This is a genomic window from Thiomonas sp. (genome assembly GCF_034007205.1).
Classification (GTDB): Bacteria; Pseudomonadota; Gammaproteobacteria; order Burkholderiales; family Burkholderiaceae_C; genus Thiomonas.
In genome coordinates this window covers 40,750-66,851 of record NZ_JAVERI010000007.1, presented here as the reverse complement: position 1 = coordinate 66,851, position 26,102 = coordinate 40,750, and the positions used below count along the sequence as shown (strand labels likewise).

Here is a 26,102-nt window from a genome sequence, read left to right as displayed (position 1 = left end):
GGCATCGGCGGCAGGTAGTATGGCGATGGTATGATTTCCCGCTGTGGTGAAATTCACAATTTCTTTTGTAAATCATAGAGTTAGAACATATCGATGCGTTTGACCTCGCTCCGTCTGGCCGGATTCAAGTCGTTTGCCGAACCGGTGACGCTGCCTTTCCCCGGCCGCATCAGCGGCATCGTCGGGCCCAATGGCTGCGGCAAATCGAATGTGATCGATGCGGTGCGCTGGGTGCTGGGCGAGAGCAAGGCCAGCGAGCTGCGCGGCGAGTCCATGCAGGACGTCATTTTCAATGGCAGCGCGCAGCGCAAGCCGGCCAGCCGCTGCAGCGTGGAAATGGTGTTCGACAACAGCGATCACCGCATCGCCGGGCAGTGGGGGCAGTTCACCGAAATCGCCATCAAGCGCGTGCTCACCCGCGACGGCACGTCGAGCTATTTCATCAACAACCAGGCCGTGCGCCGCCGCGATGTGCACGATATTTTTCTCGGCACCGGCCTGGGGCCGCGTTCCTACGCCATCATCGGCCAGGGCACCATCACTCGCATTCTGGAATCGCGTCCCGAAGACCTGCGGATGATGCTCGAAGAGGCCGCGGGCGTGTCCAAGTACAAGGAACGCCGCCGCGAAACCGAGAACCGTCTGCAGGACACCCGCGAGAACCTCACCCGCGTGCAGGACATCCTGCGCGAGCTGGGCAGCAATCTGGGGCGGCTGGAGCAACAGGCCGAGGTCGCCACCCGCTATCAGGATTTGCAGGCCAGTGCGACGCGAGTGCAGCACCAGCTCTGGCTGCTGCGCCAGGACGAGGCGCAGGCCAGACGCCAGCAGATCACGCTGGCCGGAGGCGAGGCGATGAATGCGCTGGAGGCCCGCATTGCCGAGCAGCGCGGCATCGAGGCCGAAATCGAAACCCTCAGACAGGCGCAGTTCGCCAGCAGCGACACCCTCAACCGGGCGCAGGCCGCGTTCTACGCTGCGCAGTCGCGCGTCAGCCAGCTCGAAGCGGAAATCCGCTTCGTCGTCGAAGCCCGCCAGCGCGCCCAGGCTGCGCTGCAGGCCATCGACATGCAAACGCAGGAATGGCAGCAGCGCCACGACGCGGCCATGGCGCAGGCCGCAGATACTTCCGAGCGCCTGGCCGATGCCGAGGTGCAGGCCGAAGTGGCGCAGGCCCGCGCGCAGGAGCAGGGCGAGACCGTGCCCGCGCTCGAAGCGGCCTTGAGCGAGGCGCAGTTGCGCGCTGCGGACGAGCGCGCGCAGGCCGCAGGCGCCCAGCAGGCGCTGCAGGCCGAAGCCGCACGGCAGCGCAGCCTCGGGCAGCAAATGCAGCAATTGCAACAGCGCGCCGAGAGGCTGCGCGCCGAGCAGCGCACCGTGGTCGCGCCCGACAGTCAGCGTCTGGCCGACCTGCAGCGCCAGCAGGAGAGCCTGAACGACGCGCTCGACACCCTCCGCGCGCAGCGCGAACGGCTCGACGAAGCCTTGCCCGATCTGCAGCAGGCGCGGCAGCAGGCGCAGCAGGCGCAGCAAGGCGCCGCAGCGCAGCTCGCGGCCACCAGCGCGCGCATTTCCGCGCTCAAGGCCTTGCAGGATCGCGTGCTCACCGAAGGCAGGCTGCGGCCCTGGCTGGCCCGGCACGGGCTCGATGGCCTGTCGCCGCTCTGGTCGCGGCTGCAAGTGGAAAACGGTCTGGAAACCGCGCTCGAAGCCGTGTTGCGCGAGCGCCTCTCGGCTCTTGAGCTGCGCCAGCTCGATAGGGCGGCGGGCTTCGCGGACGATGCGCCGCCGGCCAAGCTGGCGTTTTATTCGGCCACAGTGCAGACCCAAACAGCAGAGGCGAAGCCGACTGCACCAGCCGGATGCAGACCGCTGCGCGAAGGCGTGCGCAGCGGTGATGCGGCGCTGGCCGGCTTGCTCGACGACTGGCTGAGCGCCGTGTTCATCGCCCCGTCGCTGCAGCAGGCGCTGGCGCTGCGCGGCAGTCTGCCCGCGCAAGCCGTGCTGCTCACGCGCGAAGGCCATGCGGTATCGCGCCAGAGCATGAGTTTTTACGCCCCGGATTCAGAGCAGTCCGGCGTGCTCGCCCGGCAGCAGGAAATCGACAATCTGGAGCGACAGATCAAGGCCGAGCAGCTCATCGCCGAACAAAGCCGCGCCCAGCTTCATCAGGCCGAGCACGATCTGGGTCAGGCGCAGGAACAGCTCGCCGCGCTGCAGCGCCGCCAGCAACAAGACACCCAGCAACTGCACGGCGTGCAGGTGGAACTGCTCAAACTCACGCAGCAGGCCGAGCAGAGCGCCGCGCGCAAACAGCAGATCGCCACCGACCTGGCCGACATCGACGCTCAGCTCGACGAACTGCAGGCGCAGCAGGCCGAGAGCGAAGCGCGCTTCGAGGAACTCGACGCCCGCCTGGCCGACCAGCAACAAAGACAGGCCGATCTCGAAACCGAAGTGATCGATGCGCAGCAGGCGCTTGCCGCCGCCAGGGCGCAGCAGCGCCAGCTCGAATCGCAGGCGAGTGAGGGCAGCTATGCGGTGCGCAGCCTGCGGCAAAAGCTGGCCGACCTGCAACGCGAGGCGCAGATGGCGCTGGAACAGATGGCCCGCCAAGTCGGCGCGCGCGAGGCGGCACAGGCCGAACTCGCGCGGCTCGACGAGCAAGGCGCGCAAGCCGGTCTGCAGACGGCGCTGGCCGAGCAGCAAGGCGCGCAGGCCGTGCTGGGCGCGCGCCGCAGCGAGGCCGACGACATCGCGCTGCAACTGCGCCAGCGCGAGGAGGCGCGGCTGGCGCTGGAGCGCGACCTCGATCCGCTGCGGCAGCGCATCACCGAATTGCAGCTCAAGGAGCAGGAGTTCCGGCTGCAGGCCGAGCAGTTCGCGCAGCAGCTCACCGAGGCGCAGGCCGACATCGACGCGGTGCGCGCCAGCCTGCCCGAGGGCGCGCAGGCCCCGGCGCTGGCGCGCGAGCAGGAGCGGCTGCAGCGCGACATCGCCGCACTGGGCGCGGTGAATCTGGCCGCGCTCGACGAACTGGGTCAGGCGCGCGAACGCAAGCAGTTTCTCGACGCCCAGCACGACGACCTGCAAACGGCCATCACCACGCTCGAAGACGCCATCCGCAAGATCGACGCCGAAACCCGCGACCTGCTGGCCACGACCTTCGCGCAGATCAACGACCACTTCGGCCGCATGTTTCCGCTGCTGTTCGGCGGCGGCAACGCTCGCCTCATCATCACCGGCGAGGAAATTCTCGACGCCGGGGTGCAGGTCATGGCGCAGCCGCCGGGCAAGAAGAACAGCTCGATCCACCTGCTCTCCGGCGGCGAAAAGGCGCTGGTGGCCATCGCGCTGGTGTTCGCCATCTTCCAGCTCAACCCGGCGCCGTTCTGTCTGCTCGACGAGGTGGACGCGCCGCTGGACGACGCCAATACCGAGCGCTACGCCCGGCTGGTGAAGGACATGTCGGCCAGCACGCAGTTCCTGTTCATCTCGCACAACAAGATTGCGATGGAAATGGCCGACCAGCTCATCGGCGTGACCATGCAGGAGCAGGGCGTCTCGCGTACCGTTGCCGTGGAAATGGACGCGGCGCTACGCTTTGCCCAGGCCGCCTGAGCCCCACAACCCACACACCCCCGAGGATTCCTGGATGGGACAGTTGCAAATCGCCTTGATCGTCATCGGCGCGATCATCATCGCCGCCGTCATTGCCTACAACACCTGGCAATCGGGCAAATTCAAGCGCCAGCGCGCCGCCGTCGAAGACGATGCGCAGACCGCCATCGAACCCGCGGGCCTCGACACCCTGACGGCAGACACGCACGGCCACCTGCTCGAACCCCTTGCGCTCAGCCCCGAAGTCGCCCCCCGGCCACGGCTGGTGCCGCTGCAGATCGACCCGCTGATCGACGCCATCGCCAGCTTCCTGCTCGACCCCGTGAGAACGGGAGACATGCTGCTGTCACGCCTGCCCAAGACCGCACGCGCCGGCGGCAAGCGCATGCTGTTCGAGGGACGCCATGCCCAAACCGGGCGATGGGAGCCGCTGCAGCCTCAGCATCCCTACGCCGAACTGCAGGCGGCGGTGCAACTCAGCAACCGGGCCGGGCCGATCAACGCCATCGAATTTTCCGAGTTCATCGCCAAGTGCCACGAACTCGGCGAAGCCCTGAGCGTGGCGCCCGATCTGCCCGACATGGCCGAGGCCTTGGAGCAGGCTCGGGCGCTCGACGCCTTCGCCGGCGACAACGACGCCCAGCTCTCGATCACCCTGCGCGCCCGCAGCGTGCCCTGGGGCATCGACTTCCTGCGCCAGCGCGCCCAGGCCGCGGGCTTCGTGCCCGGCGCCGAGGCCGGGCGCATGGTCCTGCTCTATCAGGACGTGGAGCAGGCGCCCACGCCGCTGGTGCATCTGCAATTCGATGCGCGCGCCGATCTGTCCGACGGCGCCGCCGCCGTGAGCCATGCCACCCTGCTGCTCGAAGTGCCGCAGGCTCCGGCGACGCAAAAGCCATTCGCCCGCATGCGCCAGGCCGCGCGCGAACTGGCCAGTGCGCTGGACGCCGCGGTGGTGGACGACAACAACGCGCCGCTGCCCGACGCCGCGCTCGACCACATCGAAAAACAGCTCGATCTGCTGTATGAGGTGCTGGAGCAGCGCGGCCTGCCCGCGGGTTCCCCCGCCGCACAGCGCTTGTTCTCGTGATGACCCCGCCGAATCTTTCTGCGCGGCCCGCCGAGCGCGCGGCGCAATTGCGCGCCGAAATCGCCCGCCTCGATCACGCCTACTACGTGCTCGACGCCCCGCTGGTCGCCGATGCCGACTACGACGCGCTGTTTCGAGAACTGCAGCAGCTCGAAGCGGCGCACCCTGAACTCATCGCCCCCGATTCGCCGACCCAGCGCGTGGGCGGAGCGCCCTTGCCCGAGTTCGCTCCGGTGCGGCATGCCGTGCCCATGCTGTCCATCCAGACCGAAACCGACACCACTCCGCAGGGCGCGGTGGCCTTCGACCAGCGTGTGCGCAACCGTCTCGGCCTGAGCGCCGACGATCCGCCGGTGATCTACAGCGCCGAACTGAAGTTCGACGGCCTGGCCATCAGCCTGCGCTATGAACAGGGACGGCTGGTGCAGGCCGCCACCCGCGGCGACGGCGAGACCGGCGAAGACGTCACGCAAAACGTGCGCACCATCCGCAGCGTGCCGCTGCAACTGCGCGGCGCCGCGCCCGCCGTGCTCGAAGTGCGCGGCGAGGTGTTGATGAAGCGCGCCGACTTCGAGCGCTACAACGCCCGCCAGCGCGACAAGGGCCTGCCCACCCTGATCAACCCGCGCAACGGCGCGGCCGGCAGCATTCGCCAGCTCGATCCGGCCATCGCCGCGCAGCGCCCGCTGAGCTTCTACGCCTACGGCTGGGGCGAAATCAAAGGCTGGGCCGATCAGCCAGACACCCACCACGCCATGCTCGATGCTTTCGAGAATTTCAGCCTGCCCGTGGCGAAAGAGCGGGTGCACGGGCCGGGCGCGCAGACGCTGATCGACTTTCACGCCCACATCGCCGCCGCGCGCGACAGCCTGCCCTTCGACATCGACGGCGTGGTCTACAAGGTCGACAGCCTGGCACTGCAGCGCGAACTGGGCTTTCGCAACCGCGAGCCGGTGTGGGCCGTGGCGCACAAATACCCCGCGCAGGAACGCAGCACCCGGGTTCTGGCCATCGACGTGCAGGTCGGGCGCACCGGCAAGCTCACCCCCGTGGCCAAGCTGGAGCCGGTGTTCGTCGGCGGCGTGACCGTGACCAACGCCACCCTGCACAACGAGGACGAAGTGCGCCGCAAGGACGTGCGCGTGGGCGACACCGTCATCGTGCGCCGCGCGGGCGACGTGATTCCCGAAGTGGTCAGCGTGGTGCTCGAAGCCCGCCCGGCGAATGTGGGCGAGCCCTTCGACATGTACCGGATGCTGCAGGGCAAGTGCCCGGTCTGCGGCTCGGCCATCGTGCGCGAGGAGGGCGAGGCCGACTGGCGCTGCACCGGCGGCCTGTACTGCGCGGCGCAGCGCAAACAGGCCCTGCTGCACTACGCCAGCCGTCGTGCGATGGACATCGAAGGGCTGGGCGAAAAGCTGGTCGATCAACTCGTCGATGGCGGTATCGTGCGCGTGCTCCCCGATCTGTACCGCCTGGACCTGCCCCGGCTCGCCGCGCTCGACCGCATGGCCGAAAAAAGCGCGGCCAATCTGCTGCAGGCGCTGGAGGCCAGCAAATCGACCACCCTGGCGCGTTTTCTCTACGCCCTGGGCATCCGCCACGTCGGCGAAGCGACCGCCAAGGATCTGGCGCGGCACTTCGGCAGCCTGGACGCAATTCTCGACGCGCCGCTGGAGCAGTTGCTCCAAGTGCCCGATGTCGGCCCGGTGGTGGCGCAGAGCATCCGCACCTTTTTCGATCAGCCGCACAACCGCGAGGTGATCGAGCAGTTGCGCGCCTGCGGCGTGCATTGGAGTGAGGCCGCGCCCGACCGCAACGCCCCCAAACCGCTCGCTGGCAAAACCCTGGTGCTCACCGGCACGCTGCCCACACTCAGTCGGGAAGAAGCCAAGGCCCGCATCGAAGCCGCAGGCGGCAAGGTGGCCGGCTCGGTGTCCAAAAAAACCGATTACGTCATTGCCGGCTTTGAGGCAGGCAGCAAGCTCGCCAAGGCACAGGAGCTCGGTGTGACGGTGCTCGACGAAGCGGGGCTGATGGCGCTGCTGGCGGGATATTCGGCGTAGTGCAAGGATCGGTAGACGATGACCAGAATATCCCGCATGGATCAGTTTGATGCGCAAGCTTTGCGGGATGCATTGGCCGCAGTGACCGATAGGACGCATGACCCGAAAGGGATCAGCCCCATGAACCACATCAAATCCAAGCAACGCGTGGCTGACCACGGGGAGGTCTTCACCCCGGCGTGGCTCGTCGAAGCGATGCTCGACCTCGTGAAGGAGGAGGCCGAACGCATTGACTCTCGATTCCTGGAGCCGGCATGCGGAAGCGGTAATTTCCTGGTGCGGATACTGCAACGCAAGCTCGCCGCCGTCGAACTCAAGTACGGCAAGTCGGACTTCGAGCGGCGGCACTTTGCGCTGTTCGGCCTGATGTGCGCCTACGGAATTGAACTCTTGCCGGACAACATTGCCGAGTGCCGGGCGAATATGCTGGAGATTTTTGCCGACTACCTGAAGATCGAGGAATCGGATGACCTGTATCGCGCAGCGTCCTATGTGCTGTCGCAGAACCTCGTCCACGGTGACGCTTTGACGATGCTTACCAGCGATGGCAAGCCGATCACCTTTGCCGAGTGGGGCTACCTCGGCAAGGGAAAATTCAAGCGCCGCGACTTCCGCCTGGACATCCTCACCGGCATGTCCACTCACACCGTGCAGGGTTCGCTTTTTGCCAAGCACGAAATCTTCACGCCGGTGAAGTCCCACCCGCCGATGACCGTGAGTGATCTGGCTGCTCTGGAGGGAGATTGAACATGGCAAAGATCGACGTAAAAGGCACGTCCGTCACCGTCGTTTCCGGCGGCGTCGATGACTATATTTCCCTCACGGACATCGCCCGCTACAAGGATAGCGAACGTACCGACTACATCATCCAGAACTGGCTCAGGAATCGGAACACCATTGAATTCCTCGGCATCTGGGAGCATCTCAACAACCCGGATTTCAAACCCATCGAATTCGATGGGATTAGAAACCAGGCCGGGCTGAACAGCTTCGTGCTCACCCCCAAACGCTGGATCGAGTCCACCGGCGCCATCGGCATCACTTCCAGGGCGGGCCGGTACGGCGGCACCTACGCCCACAAGGACATCGCCTTCGAGTTCGCCTCCTGGGTGTCGGTCGAATTCAAGCTCTACCTCATCAAGGAATTCCAGCGCCTGAAGGAGACGGAATACCAGCAACTCGGCTGGGACATCCGCCGCAACCTCGCCAGAATCAACTACCGCATCCACACCGACGCCATCAAGGCCAGGCTGATCCCGCCCAAACTGACGCCGCAGCAGATCAACCTCATCTACGCCAGCGAGGCGGACCTGCTGAACATGGCGCTGTTCGGCAAGACCGCGAAACAGTGGCGCGATGAAAACCCCGGCAGCAAGGGCAACATCCGCGATGAGGCCAATGCCGCGCAACTGGTGTGCCTCGCCAATCTGGAAACGCTGAACGCCCATTTCATCCACCAGGGGCTGGCGCAGGCCGAACGGCTGAAACTGCTCAACCAGACCGCCATCCAGCAAATGACAGTGCTGTTGGCGGACACGGGCGTGCAGCGACTGGAAGGGAAGCGACCATGAGCGGGATGGGGGAAGCCTTGACCGGACAGGCCGGCTTTGCACTGCGCGGGCGCAACCCGGATGTGCTGACCTGCATCGCCAATCTCTCCAACGACGAGGTGTTCACGCCACCGGAGTTCGCCAACCGCATGCTGGATACCCTGGCCGATGCGTGGGCGGCCAGTCACGGCGGGGCGAATATCTGGGCCGACAGCTCGGTGAAGTTTCTGGACCCCTGCACCAAGTCCGGCGTGTTCCTGCGCGAGATCACCGGCCGCCTGACCGAGGGGCTGGCCGACGAAATACCGGACCTCCAGGCGCGCGTCGATCACATCCTCACCCGACAGGTGTTCGGCATTGGCATCACCCGGCTCACCGCCATGCTGGCGCGGCGCAGCGTGTATTGCAGCAAGCACGCCAATGGGCCGCACTCCGTTGCGAAATCTTTCAAGAGCGACTCGGGCAACATCTGGTTCGAGCGCACAGAGCACACGTGGGCCAATGGCAAATGCGCCTTTTGCGGGGCCAGCCAAAGCGCACTGGATCGCGGCGAAGGGCTGGAAAGCCACGCCTATGCGTTCATCCACACCGACGACATCAAGACTCGGCTCACCGAGTTGTTTGGAGGCGATATGCAGTTCGATGTGATTATTGGAAATCCGCCGTATCAGTTGGACGATGGCGGGCACGGCAAGAGCGCCGCGCCGATTTACCAGTTGTTTGTAGAGCAGGCAAAGAAGCTGGAGCCGCGTTATCTGTCGTTGGTCATTCCCTCGCGCTGGTTTGCTGGCGGCAAGGGACTGGACGAGTTCCGTGAGGCCATGCTTGCCGATGATCGCGTGCGCTCGATTGACGACTATCTCAGCGCTGCCGATGTTTTTCCGGGTGTTGGGCTCAAGGGCGGCGTTTGCTATTTCCTCTGGGAACGGGACAACCCCGGCCCATGTCGCGTGACGACGCACTTCAAGGATTGGCCGGTTTCCACCGCCACGCGACCGCTGCTTGAAAAGGGTGCGGATGTATTCATCCGCTTCAACGAGGGTTTGTCGATTCTGAAAAAGGTTATGGCTGTGGAGAGCGGGAATGCGGCTCAATTGGAATTGCCTGCTCCCAAGCGCTTCGATCGATTGGTTAGTTCCAGAAAACCGTTTGGGCTTGAAACAAAGTTCAAAGGCAAGGCGAAAAAATCACCCGGCGATGTTCTGGTTTATCAGAACGGCGGGACGGGCTACGCGCCGAGAAACGCCATCACAACGGGCACTGAGCTAATTGATTCGTGGAAGGTGTTCGTGGGGCGAGCCGCGCCGGGAACCGGCAACCGAGACACTTACCCGCACAGAATCATCAGTACCCCCTTCATCGGCGAGCCGGGCAGCATTTCATCGGAGACCTATCTCTGCATCGGCCCGTTCGATTCAAAGAGCGAAGCCGAAAGCGTTTTGTCCTACCTGACTTGCCGATTGACTCGGCTGCTGATTCTGCTGCACAAGCCATCCCAAGACACCACACGCAAGGTCTACACCTTCGTGCCAACGCAGGATTGGACACGGCACTGGACGGACGCTGATCTTTATGCGAAATACGGCCTGAATGATGAGGAAGTCGCCTTTATCGAGAAGATTGTCCGCCCGATGGAACTGACGACCGATCTGTTCGATGAAGTCTCCGTGGACGAAGGCGACGATGAGTAAGACCATCGAGGAAATCCTCGCGCCCAAGCCGGAGGCCCGGCCGCGCATCTACGCCTACTCGATCGCCGACGCGGCGCACGCAGGGTTGCTCAAAATCGGCCAGACCACGCGCGATGTAAAACAGCGTGTGGCCGAGCAACTCCGAACGGCCGCCATCAGGAACTACACCATCGAGCTCGACGAACCCGCCGAGCGTGAGGACGGCACCCTCTTCAGCGACTTTGATGTGCGCGCGGCGCTGGTCAGGAAGGGCTTGCCGAGCGCGGAACTGGAATGGGTGCGGTGCTCGGTCGAGGACGTGAAAACCGTGCTGACCGAGTTGCGCACCGGGAAACCGCTCACGGGCACGCATCACGAAACTTTTGCGATGCGCCGCGAACAGGCGGAGGCAGTGGACAAGACCTTCGCCTACTACCAGTCGATCCGGGCCGAGAACAAGAACGCCGCGCCGCGTTTTCTGTGGAACGCGAAGATGCGCTTCGGCAAGACCTTCACCGCCTACCAGTTGGCCAGGAAGCTCGGCGCGAAACGGGTGCTGGTGGTGACTTTCAAGCCGGCCGTTGAGGATGCCTGGCAGACGGACCTGGAATCTCACGTGGATTTCGACGGCTGGCAGTACCTGTCGCGCAACACCAACGGCGATCCAAGGCAGATTGACGCCGAGAAGCCGGTCATCTGTTTCGGCTCCTTCCAGGACCTGCTGGGGCGTGATAAGGAAACCGGCAACATCAAGCCCAAGAACGAGTGGATTCACACCATCAACTGGGACCTCGTGGTGTTCGACGAGTACCACTTCGGGGCCTGGCGCGAGACGGCGAAGGAGCTGTTCGAGGGCGAGGAAGAGGCCGTCGCCAGGAAGGAGGCCGGACTCGAATATGCCGCCGACCTGGAGGTGGTGAACGAAGACTTCACCGTGCTTTCGGAGCAGGAATCCGAGTTTCTGCCCATCACCACCCGGGCGTATCTGTACCTGTCCGGCACGCCGTTCAAGGCGCTGGCGACCGGCGAGTTCATCGAGGAGCAGATTTTCAATTGGACCTACACCGACGAGCAGCGCGCCAAGGCGGCGTTCGCCGCGGCGCATCCGGGTGAGCGGAATCCCTACGGCGCGCTGCCGCAGATGCGCCTGCTGACCTACCAGATGCCGGACGAGCTGGTGGCGATTGCAAGCGCGGGGGAATTCGACGAGTTCGATCTCAATGCATTCTTCGAGGCAACGGGGTCAGGCAAGGCGGCGCAGTTCAAGCACAAGAGCGACGTGCAGAAGTGGCTGGACATCATCCGTGGCGGCTACGCGCCCCGGTCGGTCGAACATCTGAAGACGGGCACGCGGCCGCCGTTTCCGTATTCGGACGTGCGCCTGCTGCCCTATCTGCAACATTCGTTCTGGTTCCTGCCCAATGTGGCGGCCTGCCACGCGATGGCCAACCTGCTGGCGGAAAAGCACAACACCTTCTGGCACGACTACGACGTGATCGTCGCGGCCGGGGCGCAGGCCGGCATCGGGCTGGATGCCTTGCCCCCCGTGCGCCGCTCCATCGGCAGCGGATTCGACACCAAGACCATCACGCTGTCCTGCGGCAAGCTGACCACCGGCGTGACCGTGCCGCAGTGGTCGTCCATCCTCATGCTGCGCAATCTCAAGTCGCCGGAGACCTATTTCCAGGCGGCGTTCCGCGTGCAGTCGCCGTGGTCGATCAAGAACCCGAACGGCGACAACCCGAAGGAGGAGGAAATCCTCAAGCCGGTCTGCTTCGTGTTCGACTTCGCGCCGACCCGCGCCCTGCGGCAACTCTCGGAGTACGGCATCGGCCTGTCGCCCAACGAGCCGAACCCGGAAAACGCGGTCAAGGAACTGGTGTCCTTCCTGCCCGTGCTGGCTTTTGATGGCGCCAACATGACGCAGATCGACGCCGGCGGCATTCTCGACATCGCCATGGCGGGCACCTCGGCCACGCTGCTGGCGCGCAAGTGGGAGTCGGCGCTCTTGGTGAACGTGGACAACGATACGCTGCGACGGATCATGGACAGCCCCGAGGCGATGTCTGCCGTGGAGCGCATCGAGGGCTGGCGCGCGCTGGGCGACAACATCATCGAGACCATCATCAACAAGAGCGAAAAAGTCAAGGCGCTCAAGAACAAGGCGAAGGAACAGGAATTGTCGGCCAAGGAGAAGAAGGAGCTCACCGCCGAGGAAAAGGAATACAAGTCCAAGCGCAAGCTGGTGCAGGAAAAGCTGATCAAGTTCGCCACCCGCATCCCGGCTTTCATGTACCTCACCGATTTCCGCGAAAACACGCTGCAGGATGTGATCACCAGGCTGGAGCCGGACCTGTTCCTGGCCGTCACCGGCCTGACGGTGCAGGACTTCCATTTACTGGTGCGTCTGAGGGTGTTCAACACCGAGCAGATGAACCAGGCGGTCTTCGCCTTTCGCCGCTATGAAGATGCTTCGCTTCGCTATACGGGCATTGAGAGCCACGAGGGACTGGCGCACATCGGGCTGTATGACACGGTGGTGGCGAGGGAAGATGCGGCGCCCTACGCGACTGCGGGTCGACGATCGGTTACAGCGGATGGTTTCAGGTAGAACGGCATATATTGGTGACAATTTGACACCACCCTGTTAGACTTCGCCCCTCAACCCGGTGGAGTCCGACTGATGACAACCGCAACGCTTGACCGTGGCCGCATCACGGTCCGTGTGCCGATGACCGTGCAGGAAACCTTGGAGATGGCCGCCAGCCTGACGGGCGCGACCCTGAACCAGTTCGTCGTCCAGGCCGCCCTGCGCGAGGCCGAACGCATCATCGAGCAGGAACGCGTCATCCGTCTTTGCGCCCGTGATACCGAGGCGTTTCTCGCGGCGTTGGACAAGCCGCTGCCGCCCAACGCCACGCTGAAGGCGGCCCTCGCAGACTACGCGACACGACGCAATGATCAGACTGGAACCCTTGACTGGGCGCCACGACCGAAACGGGTTTGATTGCGGCGTCGAGGTTCTCAACGTCTGGCTGAAGCAGACCGCGCTCCAGCATCAGGGCAAGGGGATCTCGCGCAGCTTCGTCGCCGTGCCCGCCGATGAATCGGCGGTGCAGTCATGGGCGAAGTCCGGCTACCCGGTGCAGGCCTCCAGCATTCTGGGCTTCTACACGCTGACCTCGGCGTTCGTGCTGACCGAAGGCCTGCCTGCCCAGCAGTCCAGGCGCTATCCGCGCCAGATCCCGGTCACTCGGCTCGGGCGCTTGGCCACGCGATCCGATATGCAAGACCAAGGTTTGGGCCGGTTGTTGCTGGCCGATGCCGTCAACCGCGACCGCACGGCGGCGCAGGCCGTGGGTAGCGCAGGGTTGTTCGTGGACGCGAAGAATGAAGCAGCCGCGCGTTTCTACCGACGCTATGGATTCACCCCTTGCGCCGACCAGCCACTGAAGCTGTTCCTGTCGCTGTGGTGAGCGGCTTGCCCGCACTCCCTCGCCAGCCCGCTGCATGGCTATTCAATCGATGGATATTCAGCGTTCCTGCACATGCCTGAGTTGCCTCACGTTTCGGTTGCGGCCCTGATGCCCGCCCCACCCAGCCACGCGGACCGGTCTGAACCGACGGCCTGCCTCGGCCTCGATCTGGGCGGCACCAAGATCGAAATCGCCGCGCTCGATGGCGAAGGCCGGTTTCTGCTGCGGCAGCGTTGCGACACGCCGCAGGGCGATTACGCCGCCACGATTGAATCCATCGCTGGGCTGGTGGAAGCCGCCGATGCACAACTCGGCTGCAGGCTGCCGCTGGGCGCGGCGATTCCCGGCTCGGTGTCGCCGGTGAATGGGCTGATCCGCAACGCCAATTCCACCGTGCTCAACGGCCAGCCGCTGCTGCACGACCTGCAACAGCGGCTGGCTCGCCCGGTGCGGCTGCACAACGACGCCAACTGCCTGGCGATCAGCGAGGCGGTGGACGGCGCAGGGCAGGGCGCTCGCGTGGTGTTTGCGGTGATTCTGGGCACGGGCGTGGGGGCGGGCATCGCCATCGATGGCGTCGACTGGCTGGGCTGCAATGCGGTGGCGGGCGAGTGGGGGCACAACCCGCTGCCCTGGCCGCGCTCATCCGCAGCCTGGCGTGAACTGCCCGGGCCGCGCTGCTGGTGCGGGCTGCAAGGCTGCATCGAAACCTGGTTGAGCGGGCCGGGTTTCGCCGCCGATCATTTCGCGCACACGGAGCAGCAGCGCAGCGCCAAGGATCTGATTGCGGCCATGCGCGCAGGCGAAAGCGCCGCGCGGGCGAGTTTCATCCGCTATGCCGACCGTCTGGCCCGGTCGCTGGCGCAGGTCATCAACCTGCTCGACCCGGATGTCATCGTGCTGGGCGGCGGCATGAGCAATGTGAGCGAGCTTTACGACGAAGTGCCGCAGCGCTGGGGGGCGTGGGTGTTCTCCGACACGGTACGCACCCGGCTGCTGCCCGCGCGGCACGGCGACTCTTCCGGGGTGCGCGGGGCGGCCTGGTTGTGGCGCGATCAGGTTTTGTCGGATACGCCTTTATCAGCCTCCTGACGTTCGGAAAAGTCGAGCGCGGCCGAGTTGATGCAGTAGCGCAGGCCGGTGGGGTTGGGGCCGTCAGGGAACACATGACCGAGGTGGGCGCCGCAATTTCCGCACTGCACCTCGGTGCGCACCATGCCGTGGCTGACGTCGCGCACTTCGCGGATGACGGCCTGTGCGGTGGGTTGCCAGAAACTGGGCCAGCCGCTGCCCGATTCATACTTGGTGCGCGAGTCGAACAGCGGCGTGCCGCAGCAGACGCAGCGATAGACGCCGTCGCCGTGGTGATCCCAGTACAGGCCGGTGAACGGCGGTTCGGTGGCGCTGCAGCGCGTCACGCGGTATTGCTCTTCGGTCAGTTTGCTGCGCCACAGCGCGTCGTTGGCGTCGTTGGAAGTCGGCGTCTTCATCGGGATTCCTTTCAGGACGAGCAGGACAGGCAGGCGGGCGGGGCGTGTTCCGGGGGAGGTTCGGCGTAATGCGGCGGCGCGGCCTGCGCATCGAAGGGCCGCTGCAGCGCATGCAGCAGGCGCCGCACTTCGGCGAAGTCGCCCGCCTCGGCCTGGGCGATGGCGGCCTGCGCCAGATAGTGGCGCAGCACGATGTGCGGGTTGACGGCATTCATCGCCGCGGCACGCGCCGCGTCGTCGCGGTTTTCCGCCCGCAGGCGCTCGCGGTAGCGGGCGACCCAGTCGGCAAAGGCTTGCGGCTCGCGCCGAAACTGGTCAGCCAGCGCAGCAGGGATGGGTTCGCTTGCATCGGCGCCAAGCTTGGCGAGCGCGCGGAAGGTCAGCGTCCAGTCGCTGCGGTTGGCCTGCATCGTGTCGAGCAATTCCTGAAACAGATCGCCATCATCCGGCTGCGGCTCGGTCAGCCCGAGCTTGGCCGCGAGTTGTTGCTGCATGGCCTGCACATATTGCGGGCGAAATCGGTTCACGGCTTCAAGCGCGGATTCGGGCTTGTCGATCAGCGGCAGCAGCGCCTGGCCCAGCGCCAGCAGGTTCCAGTGCGCCACCGCCGGTTGGCGGCCGTAGGCGTAACGGCCCTCGCGGTCGGTGGTATTGGGGGTGTGCAGGGGATCGTAGGCGTCGAGAAAGGCGAACGGGCCGTAATCGATGGTCCAGCCCAGAATCGACATATTGTCGGTATTCATCACCCCGTGGATAAAGCCCACCGCCTGCCACTGCGCGATGAGCCGCGCGGTGCGCTCGACCACCCATTGCAGCAGCGCCAGCGCGGGCTGCGGCGCTTCGGCGCATTGCGGGGCATACTGGGCGATGACCCAGTCGGCCAGCGCGCGCAGTGGCGCGGTCTGGCCGCTGTAGCTGAAATGCTCGAAATGACCGAAGCGCACGAAGCTCGGCGACAGCCGGGTGACCATGGCTGCGGTTTCGATGCGCTCGCGGCGCACCGGGCGGCTGGAGCCCACGATGCACAGCGCCCGCGTGGTCGGCAGGCCCAGCGCCGCCATGGCCTCGGAGCACAGAAACTCGCGGATGGACGAACGCAGCACCGCCCAACCATCGCCCATGCGCGAAAACGGGGTGCGGCCACTGCCCTTGAACTGCACTTCCCAGCGCGCATGGCCGCCGCTGTGCTGCCCGCCGCTGGCATCTGGCCAGTCGCCCAGCAGCAGCGCGCGGCCGTCGCCGAGCTGCCCGGCCCAGTTGCCGAACTGATGTCCGGCGTACACGGTGGCGCGGCTGTTTGCGCTGATCGCCGCCACATGCCCGCCAAAGGCCAGCGCCCAGTCGCGCTCGTCATCCAGGCTACGCGTCGGCGTCAGCCCGACCAGCGCCGCCGCCTCGGCGCTGCTGGCGACCAGCACGGGATCGGGCAGGGCGCTGACCGCAACCGGCACGCTGAAGGCCTCGCCCAGCGCGGCGAAGTGCTGTGCCAGCGGCGGCCAGGCGCGGCTTGCAGCCGGCGCAGAGGCGGGAGTATCCAGAGCGGCGGAAGTCATGCCCGCATTCTCGGAGAAAGCCGCAGCCCCAGTGGGCGGCGGGGTATCCTGTGCGCTTGAGCCGTTCCCGGCTCTTCTGAGTTGGCCTGTTCCTTTTTCCATGTCTATGCCCTCAAGCGACGTCAAACCCGATGCGGTCATCGCGCTGCCGTTCGGCCGCATGGGTCTGTTCTGCTCGGACGAGGAGGTGCTGCACCTGGACTATCTCCCACCCGAGACTCCGTTGACCACACCGGCTACCCCGCTGTGCAGCGAACTGGCCGCGCAACTGCTGGCCTATGCCGGCGACCCGGCGTATCGCTTCGACCTTCCGCTGGCGACGGCGGGGACGGCGTTTCAGCAGCGCGTCTGGGCACTGTTGCAGCAGATCCCACCGGGGCGGACGCGCACCTATGGCGATGCCGCCGGGGAACTGCACAGCGCCGCGCGCGCCGTGGGACAGGCTTGCGCCGCGAACCCCTTCGCGCCGATCGTGCCCTGTCACCGCATCGTCGCGCAAGGCGGGCTGGGCGGGTTCGCCCATTCCACGGCGCAAGACGGGTATCTGCTGGGCATCAAACGCTGGCTGCTGCAGCACGAAGCCGGCCTGGAATCGACTCAGCGCCATGCCTGAAGCGCCGGTTCACCTCGATTGGCCGCCCGCGCCGCCAGCCTGCGCCGCCTTGATCGACCGGTTTTGCGACGCCCTCTGGCTGGAAGACGGCCTGTCTCCCAACACGCTTGCGGCCTATCGGCGCGACCTCACCCTGATGGCGCGCTGGCTGGCGTTTTCGCAGCGCCCGCCCTTGATCGAGGCGGCGCTGCGCGACGTGCAGGCCTATATCGCAGCGCGTTTCGTGCAGAGCAAGGCGACATCGTCCAACCGCCGGCTGGTGGTGTTGCGCCGGTTTTACCGCTGGGCGCTGCGCGAGCACCTGCGCAGCGACGATCCCACGCTGCAGCTCGACACCGCCCGCCAGCCGCCGCGCCGCCCCAAGACCCTGAGCGAAGCGCAGGTGGAGGCGCTGCTCGCCGCCCCCGAGGTGGACACTCCGCTGGGCCTGCGCGACCGCGCCATGCTCGAACTGCTCTACGCCAGCGGCCTGCGGGTGAGCGAACTGGTGGCGCTGCCGGTGGTGCGGCTGTCGCTCGATCAGGGTGTGGTGCAGATCGCGGGCAAGGGCGGCAAGGAACGGCTCGTGCCCTTCGGCAGCGCGGCGCAGGACTGGCTGCAGAACTATCTGCGCACCGCGCGGCCCGCGCTGCTGCAGGGCCGCGACAGCCCCTTTGTGTTCGTCACCGCCCGCAGCGGGCACAGCGCGCGCGAAGCCGCGGGCATGACGCGGCAGATGTTCTGGATGCGCATCAAGGCCTACGCGCGCCAGGCCGGCATAGCCGTGCCGCTGTCGCCCCACACCCTGCGCCATGCCTTCGCCACGCATCTGCTCAACCACGGCGCCGATCTGCGTGTGGTGCAATTGCTGCTCGGCCACGCCGATATTTCGACCACGCAGATCTACACCCACATCGCGCGCGAGCGGCTCAAGACGCTGCACGCCCGCCACCATCCCCGCGCCTGATCGCGCAGGGCTCCATCATGGCCCAAGACAACTACTGGTCCGCCTTCGTCCTGCTGCTGCTGATTCTCGACCCGTTCGGCAATCTGCCGTTTTTCATCGCCATCATGCGCAAGCTGCCGCCCGCGCGACGCCTGCCCGTGGCGCTGCGCGAAATCGGCATCGCCTACGTCGTGTTGCTGGCCTTCATGTTCGGTGGGCATGGCTTTCTCAAACTGATGAACCTCAGCCAGCCTTCCATCGAAGTGGCCGGCGGGGTGATTTTGCTGCTGGTGGCGATCAAGATGATTTTTTCCACCACGTCCGAGATTTTCGGCGGCGAGGGCGCGCGCGAGCCGCTGATCTTCCCGCTGGCCGTGCCGCTGCTGGCCGGGCCGTCGGCGCTGGCGACGGTGCTGCTGCTCGCCTCGCGCCAGCCCGGTGAAATCTGGACCTGGGTGGGCGCGCTCAGTTCCGCGGTGGCGCTGACGGGCGGCCTGCTGCTGATGAGCGAAACGCTGCTGAGGTGGCTGGGCGACTCGGTGATGAACGCCGCCGAAAAGCTCATGGGCCTCATCCTCACGGCGATTGCGGTGAACATGTTGTTGTCAGGCATACGCAGTTATTTCGGACTTTGATGCGCGATCAAAACCCATTGGAAAACCCTTGGGCCGCCATTACGATAGCCGCCACGCGCCGCGCAGAACTTTCATCCACTCCAAACCCATCATGGAACGCCTGTCCTTCACCCCGGAAGACCGCGAGGCCCTGGCCCATTTTCTGGGCCAGCTCGTCGACACCACCATCCTCACCCGCCGCGAAATCCACGATTTTCTCGACTACTGCGACCTCATGGCGCCGAAAAAGGGCGAAGTCATCGCCGACATCGGTCAGGTCGGCGAGAGTCTGTTTTTTGTGCTCGAAGGGCAGGGCTGCCTGATGGCGCAACTGCCCGAGAGCGAAATGGAAATCGGCAAGATCATGCCGGGAGAGATGCTGGGCGAGATGAGCTTTTTCGACCGCAAGCCGCGCGAGGTACGCCTGCGCGCCGGCGAAGACACCCGTCTGCTGCGCATCAGCCGCACGATGTACGATCGCCTGCGCCTGGAGCGCCCGCTGCTCGCCGTGCTGCTGCTCGAAGTGGCCATCATCAGCCTCGACCACCTCTACCGCCGCACCTCGTCGGAGATGGCGCAGATCAACCGCTATATGTACCGCACCGGGCGCTGAGCGCTCTGCTGCCATGTCCGCCCCGCGCCTCGATCTGCAGATTCGGCGGGCCTACGACCCGCCGAGCCCTGACGACGGCACGCGCATCCTGATCGACCGCCTTTGGCCGCGCGGTCTGCGCAAGGACGGTGCGCAAATCGACCACTGGTTGAAAGACCTCGCCCCCAGCCCGGCGCTGCGCGTCTGGTTCGGGCATGCACCGCAGCGCTTTGCCGAGTTTTCCAGCCGCTACACGGCCGAACTCGATGCCATGCCCGCTGACGCCGCCGCGCTGCAAACCCTGAGCCACGCGCTGAGGGCAGGGCGCGTCACCCTGCTGTTCGCCGCACACGATCCGCAGATCAACCACGCCCGGGTGCTCGAAGACTGGCTGCGCCGGCCGCACGCCTGGCTCTCGGCAAAACAAGACACATGACTTTCACGCCGGATGCCATTCTCGATTTCTGGTTCCGCGACATCGAGGCCGCGCAGTGGTTCAAGTCCGCCCCCGCTTTCGATGAGTTGCTGCGGGCGCGTTTTGGCGCGCTTCACAGCCAGGCGGTGCGCTGCGAGCTGTTTGCGTGGCGGGCGACGCCGCAGGGAAGGCTGGCGGAAATCATCGTGCTCGACCAGTTTTCGCGCAATCTGTACCGCGGCGATTCACGCGCCTTCGCCGCCGACGCGCAGGCGCTCACTCTCGCGCAGGAGGTCGTGGCCTGCGGCGCCGATCAGTCACTGACGCAGCAACAGCGCGCCTTTGCCTACATGCCTTATATGCACAGCGAATCCGCCGCGATTCACGTCGTGGCCGAAACCCTGTTCCGCGCCAACGGGCTGGCGAACAACCTCGACTTCGAGTTGCGCCACAAGGCCATCATCGACCGCTTTGGCCGCTATCCGCACCGCAACGCCATCCTCGGTCGGGAATCGACCGCCGAGGAAATCGAATTCCTGAAGCAGCCGGGTTCGAGTTTCTGAGCGTCGGAAAGCGCTTCGGCAACGCACCGACTCGCGGGCCGATGAGGGCCGAGGCAACTCATTCACTGGGTTTTTTTCAACACCGTCATGGCCGAGGCGATGAGAGCAGCCGCCTGGCTCATGTCGCCGGGCACGATCAGGCTGGTGCCGGTCTTGGCGAGATTCGCATAAGCCTCCAGCCCCTGCTGGGCGACCTTGAGCTGGACCGCATCGGCGCCGCCGGGCTTCTGGATGGCAGCGGCCACGACCTCCAGCGCGTGCGCCGTGGCATTGGCCACCGCCTCGATCGCCGCAGCTTCGCCCTGGGCGGTGTTGATCGCGGCTTGCCGCTCGCCTTCGGAGCGGGCGATGAAGGCCTGACGTTCTCCTTCGGCCACGTTGATGGCCTGCTGCCGCGCGCCCTCGGAAGTGGCGATGACGGCGCGTTTTTCCCGCTCGGCGGTGATCTGGCGCTGCATGGCGTGCAGGATTTCGTTCGGCGGCGTGAGGTCCTTGATTTCATAGCGCAGCACTTTGACCCCCCAGGTGGCGGCCGCCTCGTCGAGCGAATTGACCACGCTGTGATTGATGAATTCGCGCTCCTCGAAGGTCTTGTCCAGCTCCAGTTTGCCGACCACCGAACGCAGCGTGGTCTGCGCCAGTTGGGTGATGGCGACGATGTAATTGGACGAGCCATAGCTGGCGCGCATGGGATCGGTCACCTGGAAATACAGCACGCCGTCGACGGTGAGCTGGGTGTTGTCCTTGGTGATGCAGACCTGGCTGGGTACGTCCAGCGGAATCTCCTTGAGCGAGTGCTTGTAGGCCACGCTGTCGATGAAGGGGATGATGATGTTCAGCCCCGGTTGCAGCGTGGAGTGATAACGCCCGAGGCGCTCAAGAATCCAGGCGTTTTGCTGCGGCACGATCTTGATGCCGCGGCTGACGAACAGCACAGCGATGACGGCCAGGATGATGGCGATTTCCATACAAGTCTCCGTTGAGGGGGTGATTCTTCGGCCCTGCGCTCAGCCCGCATTATGTCGTGCGTTGGTGTCGATCGATGCGGTGGGCTGGGCAGGCAGCGGCTCGATCAGCAGCACATTGCCATCCTGCCCGGCGATGCGGTGCGCTCCGGTATGCAGCGGGCCGCGCCGGATCAACCGCGCCGACCACTCCGAGCCGCGGTAATGCACCCGCGCGATGCCGTCGGCAGACCAGGCGGAGACGTCGACCGTGGCACCGAGATCGAGGTTGTCGTGCCGCACATCCTCAGCCGAGCGCTTGCCCAGACGCCGACGCGCGAGATAGAGTGCCACCACCGCACCGCCGCCGACCCCGGTGAACGCGACCCAATGCCAGGGCTGCGGCAACCCGGCGTGCGCGGCGAGTGCACCCGCTGCGGCGCCCACGGCCAGCATCAGCAAGTAGAACGTGCCGGTCACCAGTTCCATGGCGACAAAGAAACCGGCCAGAATCCACCAGGCGGTCGGGTTGTCCATCTCGGGGGCTTCCTTTTATGTGGCGCGAAGCAGGGTGCTTCACACAGATTTCCTACACTCTCGCACTTTATCCCTTCCGCGCCGGAGCCGTCATGCACTTTCGTTTTCCCATTGTCATCATCGACGAGGACTTCCGCTCGGAAAACTCCTCGGGCCTGGGCATCCGTGCGCTGGCGCAGGCCATCGAGAAAGAGGGCATGGAGGTGCTGGGTGTGACCAGCTATGGGGATCTATCCAGCTTCGCGCAGCAGCAAAGCCGGGTTAGCGCCTTCATTCTGTCCATCGACGACGAGGAGCTCGCCACGGCGGAGGAGGGCGTCGAGCCCGCCGCGCTGCATTCGCTGCGCGCCTTCATCGAGGAGATACGCTTTCGCAACGCCGAGATTCCCATCTACCTGTATGGCGAGACGCGCACCTCGGGGCATATCCCGAACGACATCCTGCGCGAACTGCACGGCTTCATCCACATGTTCGAGGACACGCCCGAGTTCGTGGCGCGTCACATCATCCGCGAGGCACGGGCGTATATGGCGTCGCTCGCGCCGCCGTTCTTTCGCGCCCTGGTCGGCTACGCCGCAGACGGCTCCTACTCCTGGCATTGCCCCGGACATTCCGGCGGCGTGGCCTTCCTGAAGAGCCCGGTGGGGCAGATGTTCCACCAGTTCTTTGGCGAAAACCTGCTGCGCGCCGACGTGTGCAACTCGGTGGATGAGCTGGGGCAGTTGCTCGATCACACCGGGCCGGTAGCGGCCAGCGAGCGCAACGCCGCGCGCATTTTCCACGCCGATCATCTGTTTTTCGTCACCAACGGCACCTCGACCTCGAACAAGATCGTCTGGCACTCGACCGTGGCGCCGGGCGACGTGGTGGTGGTGGACCGCAACTGCCACAAGTCCATCCTGCACGCCATCATCATGACTGGCGCGCTGCCGGTGTTTCTCACCCCCACGCGCAACCATTACGGCATCATCGGGCCGATCCCGCTGGCCGAGTTCCACCCCGACAACATCGCCCGCAAGATTGCCGAAAATCCGCTCACGCGCCATCTGGCGGGCAAAGTCAAGCCGCGTGTGCTCACCCTCACCCAGTCGACCTACGACGGCGTGGTCTACAACGTCGACGCCATAAAGCAGATGCTCGACGGCCACATCGACTCCCTGCATTTCGACGAGGCCTGGCTGCCGCACGCGGCGTTTCACGACTTCTACCGCGGCATGCACGCCATCGGCCCCGACCGCGAGCGCACCCAGGAATCGATGGTGTTCTCCACCCAGTCCACGCACAAGTTGCTCGCGGGCCTGAGCCAGGCCTCGCAGATCCTGGTGCAGAACGCGCAAAACCAGCAGCTCGACTTCTACCGCTTCAACGAGGCCTACCTGATGCACAGCTCCACCTCGCCGCAGTACGCCATCATCGCGTCTTGCGACGTGGCCGCGGCCATGATGGAGCCGCCCGGCGGCACCGCGCTGGTGGAGGAAAGCATTCTGGAAGCCATGAACTTCCGCCGCGCCATGCGCAAGGTCGCGGCCGATTATGGCCAGGATTGGTGGTTCAAGGTCTGGGGGCCCCACGCGCTGGCGGAGGAGGGCACGGGCGAGCGCGACGACTGGCTGCTGCACGCCGCAGACGACTGGCACGGCTTCGGCGCCGTGGCCGAGGGTTTCAATATGCTCGACCCCATCAAGTCGACCATCGTCACGCCGGGGCTGAACATCAACGGCGATTTCGACGCCACCGGCATTCCGGCCGCCATCGTCACCCGCTTCCTCGCCGAGCATGGCGTGATCGTCGAAAAAACCGGGCTCTATAGCTTTTTCATCATGTTCACCATCGGCATCACCAAAGGCCGCTGGAACACCCTGGTCACCGCGCTGCAGCAGTTCAAGGACGACTACGACCGCAATCAGCCGCTGTGGCGCATCCTGCCCGAATTCGTCGCGCAGAACCCGCGCTACGAGCGCATCGGCCTGCGCGATCTCTGTCAGCAGATCCACGAGGCGTATCGGGAAAAAGACGTGGCCCGCCTGACCACCGAGATGTATCTCTCCGATCTGCAGCCGGCCATGACGCCGACCGACGCCTACGCCAGGATGGCGCACCGCGACATCGAGCGCGTGGAGATCGATCAGCTCGAAGGGCGCATCACCGCGGCACTGGTCACGCCGTACCCGCCGGGCATTCCGCTGCTCATCCCGGGCGAGCGCTTCAACGCGCCCATCATGCGCTACCTGCAATTCGCCCGCGATTTCAATCTGCGCTTCCCAGGCTTTGCCACCGACGTGCACGGGCTGGTGACGCAAACCGACGACAGCGGCAACAAGCGCTATTTCGTGGACTGCGTGCGCAACGCGGCGTAACAGAGCGGCAGCCGACCCCGAGCGGAATCAAGAGCGGGGTTGGGTACTCGATAGAGCTGCCGTAGATTGCATTTAACATAATGCACATATGCTCTTGTATTTGGGTGCCTGCCGTGCGCAGGAATGGCGCTCACCATGAGCCCTGCGGTCTGTCCTTGCCCAGCGCCTTGGCGATCATGTCGGCGATGTCCTGATGACCCATCTTCGTCGCCAGCGTCAGCGCGGTGAAGCCCATGGCATTTTTCAGCTTCGGGTCGGCGCCTTCTTCGAGCAGCAGCTTGACCGTGCCGTCGTAGCCGAAGTACGCGGCCATCATCAGCGGCGTCGAGCCATTGGGCGCGGCGGCGTCGATGTAGGCGGAATGTTCCAGCAGATACTTGACGATCTCGGTATGCCCGCGGGTTGCCGCGTAGGACAGCGGCGTCCAGCCCGGCTTGTTGACCTCGGCGCCTTTGTCGACCATCAACTTGACGATGTCCAGATCGCCTTGCAGACTGGCAATCATCAGCGCGTTTTCGCCCGACGGATTGAGCTGATCGAGATGGATGTGCGGGTCGTCGATCAACACCCTGGCGACTTTGAGCGAGTTGTAGCGCAGCGCCAGATACAGCGCCGAATTGCCGTGGCTGTCCACCGCGTTCGGATCGAACCCTTGCGCCAGCAGACTGCGCACCGCGCCTGCGTCGTCGATGTTGACGGCGCGGAAAAAATCGGTGTAGGCGCCGGCGAAAGCCCACTTTCCTGAGGCTGCAACTGAGGCTGCAAGCAGGGTCGCAGCAGTCGCAGACCGAAGGAAACGGCGTCGTAAATGATTCATCATTTGCTTTAATATAATCCTTCAACCGATTGATTCATTGAAGAAAAAGTCGGGTGAAGTTGTCGCTCGTCTGCTCCGCCAGGGCTTCCAGGTCAACCCTGCGCAACTCGGCCAGGAACTCGGCCACAAAGCTCACATAAGCCGGTTCGTTGGTCTTGCCGCGATGCGGCACGGGCGCCAGATAGGGGCTGTCGGTTTCGATCAGCAGGCGATCGGCGGGAATCCGCACCGCCACGTCGCGCAGCGCCTGCGCGTTCCTGAAGGTGACGATGCCGGCGATGGAAATGTAGAAACCCAGATCGAGCGCGCGGCGCGCGACATCCCAGTTTTCTGTGAAGCAATGCATCACCCCGCGTGCGCGCCCCTGCCCTTCCTCCGACAGTATGGCCAGCGTGTCTTCGGCCGCAGCGCGGGTGTGGATGATCAGCGGCTTGTCGAGCTGCAGCGCGGCGCGGATGTGGACGCGAAAGCGCTCGCGCTGCCAGGCCATGTCGGCCACGGTGCGCTCGCCCAGGCGGAAATAGTCCAGCCCGGTTTCGCCAATGCCGACCACGCGCGGCAACCGGGCCAGGCGGGTGAGGTCTTCGACCGTGGGCTCGCGCACGTCCTCATTGTCGGGGTGCACGCCCACCGAGGCCCACACGCCGGGATAGCGCAGCGCGATGGCGTGCACCGCGTCGAATTCTTCGAGGGTGGTGCAGATGTTGAGCGCCCTTGTCACCCCCCTGTCGTGCATGTTCGAGATCACCTCATCGAGGCGTTCTTCCAGGCCCGCATAGGCCAGGTGGCAGTGGGAATCGGTCAGCGCAGCGCTCATGCAAGGGGTTCCAGTGGAAATCAGATCGTGTTGGTCGGCTTGCCGCTCGCCTCCGCGGCGCCCAGGGCTTCTTCGATCTTGACCTTCAGATGCCGGGCTTTGTCGTCCGCAGGAAACCGCACGCCGATGCCCTGCGGTCGATGGTTGGCGGCGTTGGCGGGGTTGATCCACGCCACCTTGCCTTCCACCGGATAGCGCTGCGGGTCGTCCAAAATCGTGAGCAGCAGATAGACGTTCTCCCCCAGCCGGTAGTCGTGCGGCGTGGGCACGAAGATGCCCCCCTCGGGGAAGAAGGAGATGTACGAGGCATACAGCGCCGGTTTTTCCTTGATGGCGAGCTGAAGCACGCGGGGCTTGCTGGCGGCGGTCGTGACGCGGGGGGCGATGGCCAT

General features: G+C 65.1%; 24 protein-coding genes. 17 read left to right on the top strand and 7 right to left on the bottom strand.

The window, feature by feature from the left end:
• Nucleotides 1-93: 93 nt before the first annotated feature.
• The 10 genes from smc to RBR52_RS07405 all read left to right on the top strand — a co-directional run bounded on the left by smc (nucleotide 94) and on the right by RBR52_RS07405 (nucleotide 14,565).
• Nucleotides 94-3,621, top strand: a complete 3,528-nt coding sequence (smc, locus tag RBR52_RS07450) for a chromosome segregation protein SMC (RefSeq protein ID WP_320376572.1) — start codon at nucleotides 94-96, stop codon at nucleotides 3,619-3,621.
• 34 nt (nucleotides 3,622-3,655) lie between these two features.
• Nucleotides 3,656-4,711 carry a cell division protein ZipA C-terminal FtsZ-binding domain-containing protein gene (locus RBR52_RS07445; protein WP_320376571.1) on the top strand — a complete coding sequence of 352 codons (1,056 nt, stop codon included), beginning with the start codon at nucleotides 3,656-3,658 and terminating at the stop codon, nucleotides 4,709-4,711.
• Nucleotides 4,711-6,777: an NAD-dependent DNA ligase LigA gene (ligA, locus tag RBR52_RS07440; RefSeq protein WP_320376570.1), complete on the top strand. Its 2,067-nt coding sequence runs from the start codon at nucleotides 4,711-4,713 to the stop codon at nucleotides 6,775-6,777. The genes RBR52_RS07445 and ligA overlap by 1 nt, the downstream gene beginning before the upstream one ends.
• A 36-nt stretch (nucleotides 6,778-6,813) precedes the next feature.
• On the top strand, nucleotides 6,814-7,524 hold the full coding sequence (locus RBR52_RS07435; RefSeq protein ID WP_320376569.1) for an N-6 DNA methylase: 711 nt from the start codon (nucleotides 6,814-6,816) through the stop codon (nucleotides 7,522-7,524).
• A 2-nt stretch (nucleotides 7,525-7,526) separates the two neighbouring features.
• A complete protein-coding gene (locus RBR52_RS07430) occupies nucleotides 7,527-8,348 on the top strand; it encodes a KilA-N domain-containing protein (protein WP_320376568.1) in 822 nt (273 codons plus the stop codon).
• The gene (locus tag RBR52_RS07425) at nucleotides 8,345-10,018 is read left to right on the top strand and encodes an Eco57I restriction-modification methylase domain-containing protein (protein ID WP_320376567.1); all 1,674 of its coding nucleotides are present in this window, start codon (nucleotides 8,345-8,347) and stop codon (nucleotides 10,016-10,018) included. Before RBR52_RS07430 ends, RBR52_RS07425 begins: the two co-directional genes overlap by 4 nt.
• Complete coding sequence (locus tag RBR52_RS07420; RefSeq protein WP_320376566.1) at nucleotides 10,011-12,608, top strand: DEAD/DEAH box helicase family protein; 2,598 nt, start codon at nucleotides 10,011-10,013, stop codon at nucleotides 12,606-12,608. Before RBR52_RS07425 ends, RBR52_RS07420 begins: the two co-directional genes overlap by 8 nt.
• 72 nt (nucleotides 12,609-12,680) lie before the next feature.
• Nucleotides 12,681-13,004, top strand: coding sequence for a DUF1778 domain-containing protein (locus RBR52_RS07415; RefSeq protein WP_320376565.1), 324 nt, complete (start codon nucleotides 12,681-12,683; stop codon nucleotides 13,002-13,004).
• A complete protein-coding gene (locus tag RBR52_RS07410; RefSeq protein ID WP_320376564.1) occupies nucleotides 12,973-13,473 on the top strand; it encodes a GNAT family N-acetyltransferase in 501 nt (166 codons plus the stop codon). The genes RBR52_RS07415 and RBR52_RS07410 overlap by 32 nt, the downstream gene beginning before the upstream one ends.
• A gap of 108 nt (nucleotides 13,474-13,581) precedes the next feature.
• Nucleotides 13,582-14,565 (top strand): ROK family protein, encoded by a 984-nt coding sequence (locus RBR52_RS07405; protein ID WP_320376563.1) that lies wholly within the window; start codon nucleotides 13,582-13,584, stop codon nucleotides 14,563-14,565.
• On the opposite strand, the gene msrB is transcribed toward RBR52_RS07405, so the two are convergent.
• Nucleotides 14,529-14,963 carry a peptide-methionine (R)-S-oxide reductase MsrB gene (gene msrB, locus RBR52_RS07400; protein ID WP_320376562.1) on the bottom strand — a complete coding sequence of 145 codons (435 nt, stop codon included), beginning with the start codon at nucleotides 14,961-14,963 and terminating at the stop codon, nucleotides 14,529-14,531. The two genes, RBR52_RS07405 and msrB, sit on opposite strands and share 37 nt — an antisense overlap.
• Nucleotides 14,964-14,974: 11 nt before the next feature.
• Nucleotides 14,975-16,516 carry a protein adenylyltransferase SelO gene (locus tag RBR52_RS07395; protein ID WP_320376561.1) on the bottom strand — a complete coding sequence of 514 codons (1,542 nt, stop codon included), beginning with the start codon at nucleotides 16,514-16,516 and terminating at the stop codon, nucleotides 14,975-14,977.
• Between the two features lie 100 nt (nucleotides 16,517-16,616).
• Here RBR52_RS07395 and RBR52_RS07390 point away from each other — a divergent pair, with 100 nt between their 5' ends.
• The 6 genes from RBR52_RS07390 (at nucleotide 16,617) to RBR52_RS07365 (ending at nucleotide 20,238) form a co-directional block, all read left to right on the top strand.
• Complete coding sequence (locus RBR52_RS07390) at nucleotides 16,617-17,129, top strand: methylated-DNA--[protein]-cysteine S-methyltransferase (protein WP_320376560.1); 513 nt, start codon at nucleotides 16,617-16,619, stop codon at nucleotides 17,127-17,129.
• Complete coding sequence (xerD, locus tag RBR52_RS07385; RefSeq protein WP_320376559.1) at nucleotides 17,122-18,075, top strand: site-specific tyrosine recombinase XerD; 954 nt, start codon at nucleotides 17,122-17,124, stop codon at nucleotides 18,073-18,075. Before RBR52_RS07390 ends, xerD begins: the two co-directional genes overlap by 8 nt.
• A gap of 17 nt (nucleotides 18,076-18,092) precedes the next feature.
• On the top strand, nucleotides 18,093-18,689 hold the full coding sequence (locus RBR52_RS07380; protein ID WP_320376558.1) for a MarC family protein: 597 nt from the start codon (nucleotides 18,093-18,095) through the stop codon (nucleotides 18,687-18,689).
• Between the two features lie 91 nt (nucleotides 18,690-18,780).
• Nucleotides 18,781-19,281: a cyclic nucleotide-binding domain-containing protein gene (locus RBR52_RS07375; RefSeq protein ID WP_320376557.1), complete on the top strand. Its 501-nt coding sequence runs from the start codon at nucleotides 18,781-18,783 to the stop codon at nucleotides 19,279-19,281.
• A gap of 13 nt (nucleotides 19,282-19,294) precedes the next feature.
• Nucleotides 19,295-19,696, top strand: coding sequence for a DUF488 domain-containing protein (locus RBR52_RS07370; RefSeq protein ID WP_320376556.1), 402 nt, complete (start codon nucleotides 19,295-19,297; stop codon nucleotides 19,694-19,696).
• A complete protein-coding gene (locus RBR52_RS07365) occupies nucleotides 19,693-20,238 on the top strand; it encodes a DUF924 family protein (RefSeq protein ID WP_320376555.1) in 546 nt (181 codons plus the stop codon). The genes RBR52_RS07370 and RBR52_RS07365 overlap by 4 nt, the downstream gene beginning before the upstream one ends.
• A 62-nt stretch (nucleotides 20,239-20,300) precedes the next feature.
• Here the strand turns inward: RBR52_RS07365 and RBR52_RS07360 are convergent, their stop codons facing one another.
• Nucleotides 20,301-21,206 carry an SPFH domain-containing protein gene (locus tag RBR52_RS07360; RefSeq protein ID WP_320376554.1) on the bottom strand — a complete coding sequence of 302 codons (906 nt, stop codon included), beginning with the start codon at nucleotides 21,204-21,206 and terminating at the stop codon, nucleotides 20,301-20,303.
• Between the two features lie 39 nt (nucleotides 21,207-21,245).
• Nucleotides 21,246-21,719 (bottom strand): NfeD family protein, encoded by a 474-nt coding sequence (locus RBR52_RS07355; RefSeq protein ID WP_320376553.1) that lies wholly within the window; start codon nucleotides 21,717-21,719, stop codon nucleotides 21,246-21,248.
• A gap of 92 nt (nucleotides 21,720-21,811) precedes the next feature.
• Here RBR52_RS07355 and RBR52_RS07350 point away from each other — a divergent pair, with 92 nt between their 5' ends.
• Nucleotides 21,812-24,076 (top strand): arginine/lysine/ornithine decarboxylase, encoded by a 2,265-nt coding sequence (locus tag RBR52_RS07350; protein WP_320376552.1) that lies wholly within the window; start codon nucleotides 21,812-21,814, stop codon nucleotides 24,074-24,076.
• 130 nt (nucleotides 24,077-24,206) lie between these two features.
• Here RBR52_RS07350 and RBR52_RS07345 read toward each other — a convergent pair whose 3' ends face one another.
• Genes RBR52_RS07345 through RBR52_RS07335 form a run of 3 tightly spaced genes read right to left on the bottom strand, consistent with a single transcriptional unit; the run spans nucleotide 24,207 to nucleotide 26,102 of the window.
• The gene (locus tag RBR52_RS07345; protein ID WP_413818305.1) at nucleotides 24,207-24,896 is read right to left on the bottom strand and encodes an ankyrin repeat domain-containing protein; all 690 of its coding nucleotides are present in this window, start codon (nucleotides 24,894-24,896) and stop codon (nucleotides 24,207-24,209) included.
• A 31-nt stretch (nucleotides 24,897-24,927) separates the two neighbouring features.
• Nucleotides 24,928-25,710 carry a TatD family hydrolase gene (locus RBR52_RS07340; RefSeq protein WP_320376551.1) on the bottom strand — a complete coding sequence of 261 codons (783 nt, stop codon included), beginning with the start codon at nucleotides 25,708-25,710 and terminating at the stop codon, nucleotides 24,928-24,930.
• Between the two features lie 20 nt (nucleotides 25,711-25,730).
• A complete protein-coding gene (locus RBR52_RS07335; RefSeq protein ID WP_320376550.1) occupies nucleotides 25,731-26,102 on the bottom strand; it encodes a PilZ domain-containing protein in 372 nt (123 codons plus the stop codon).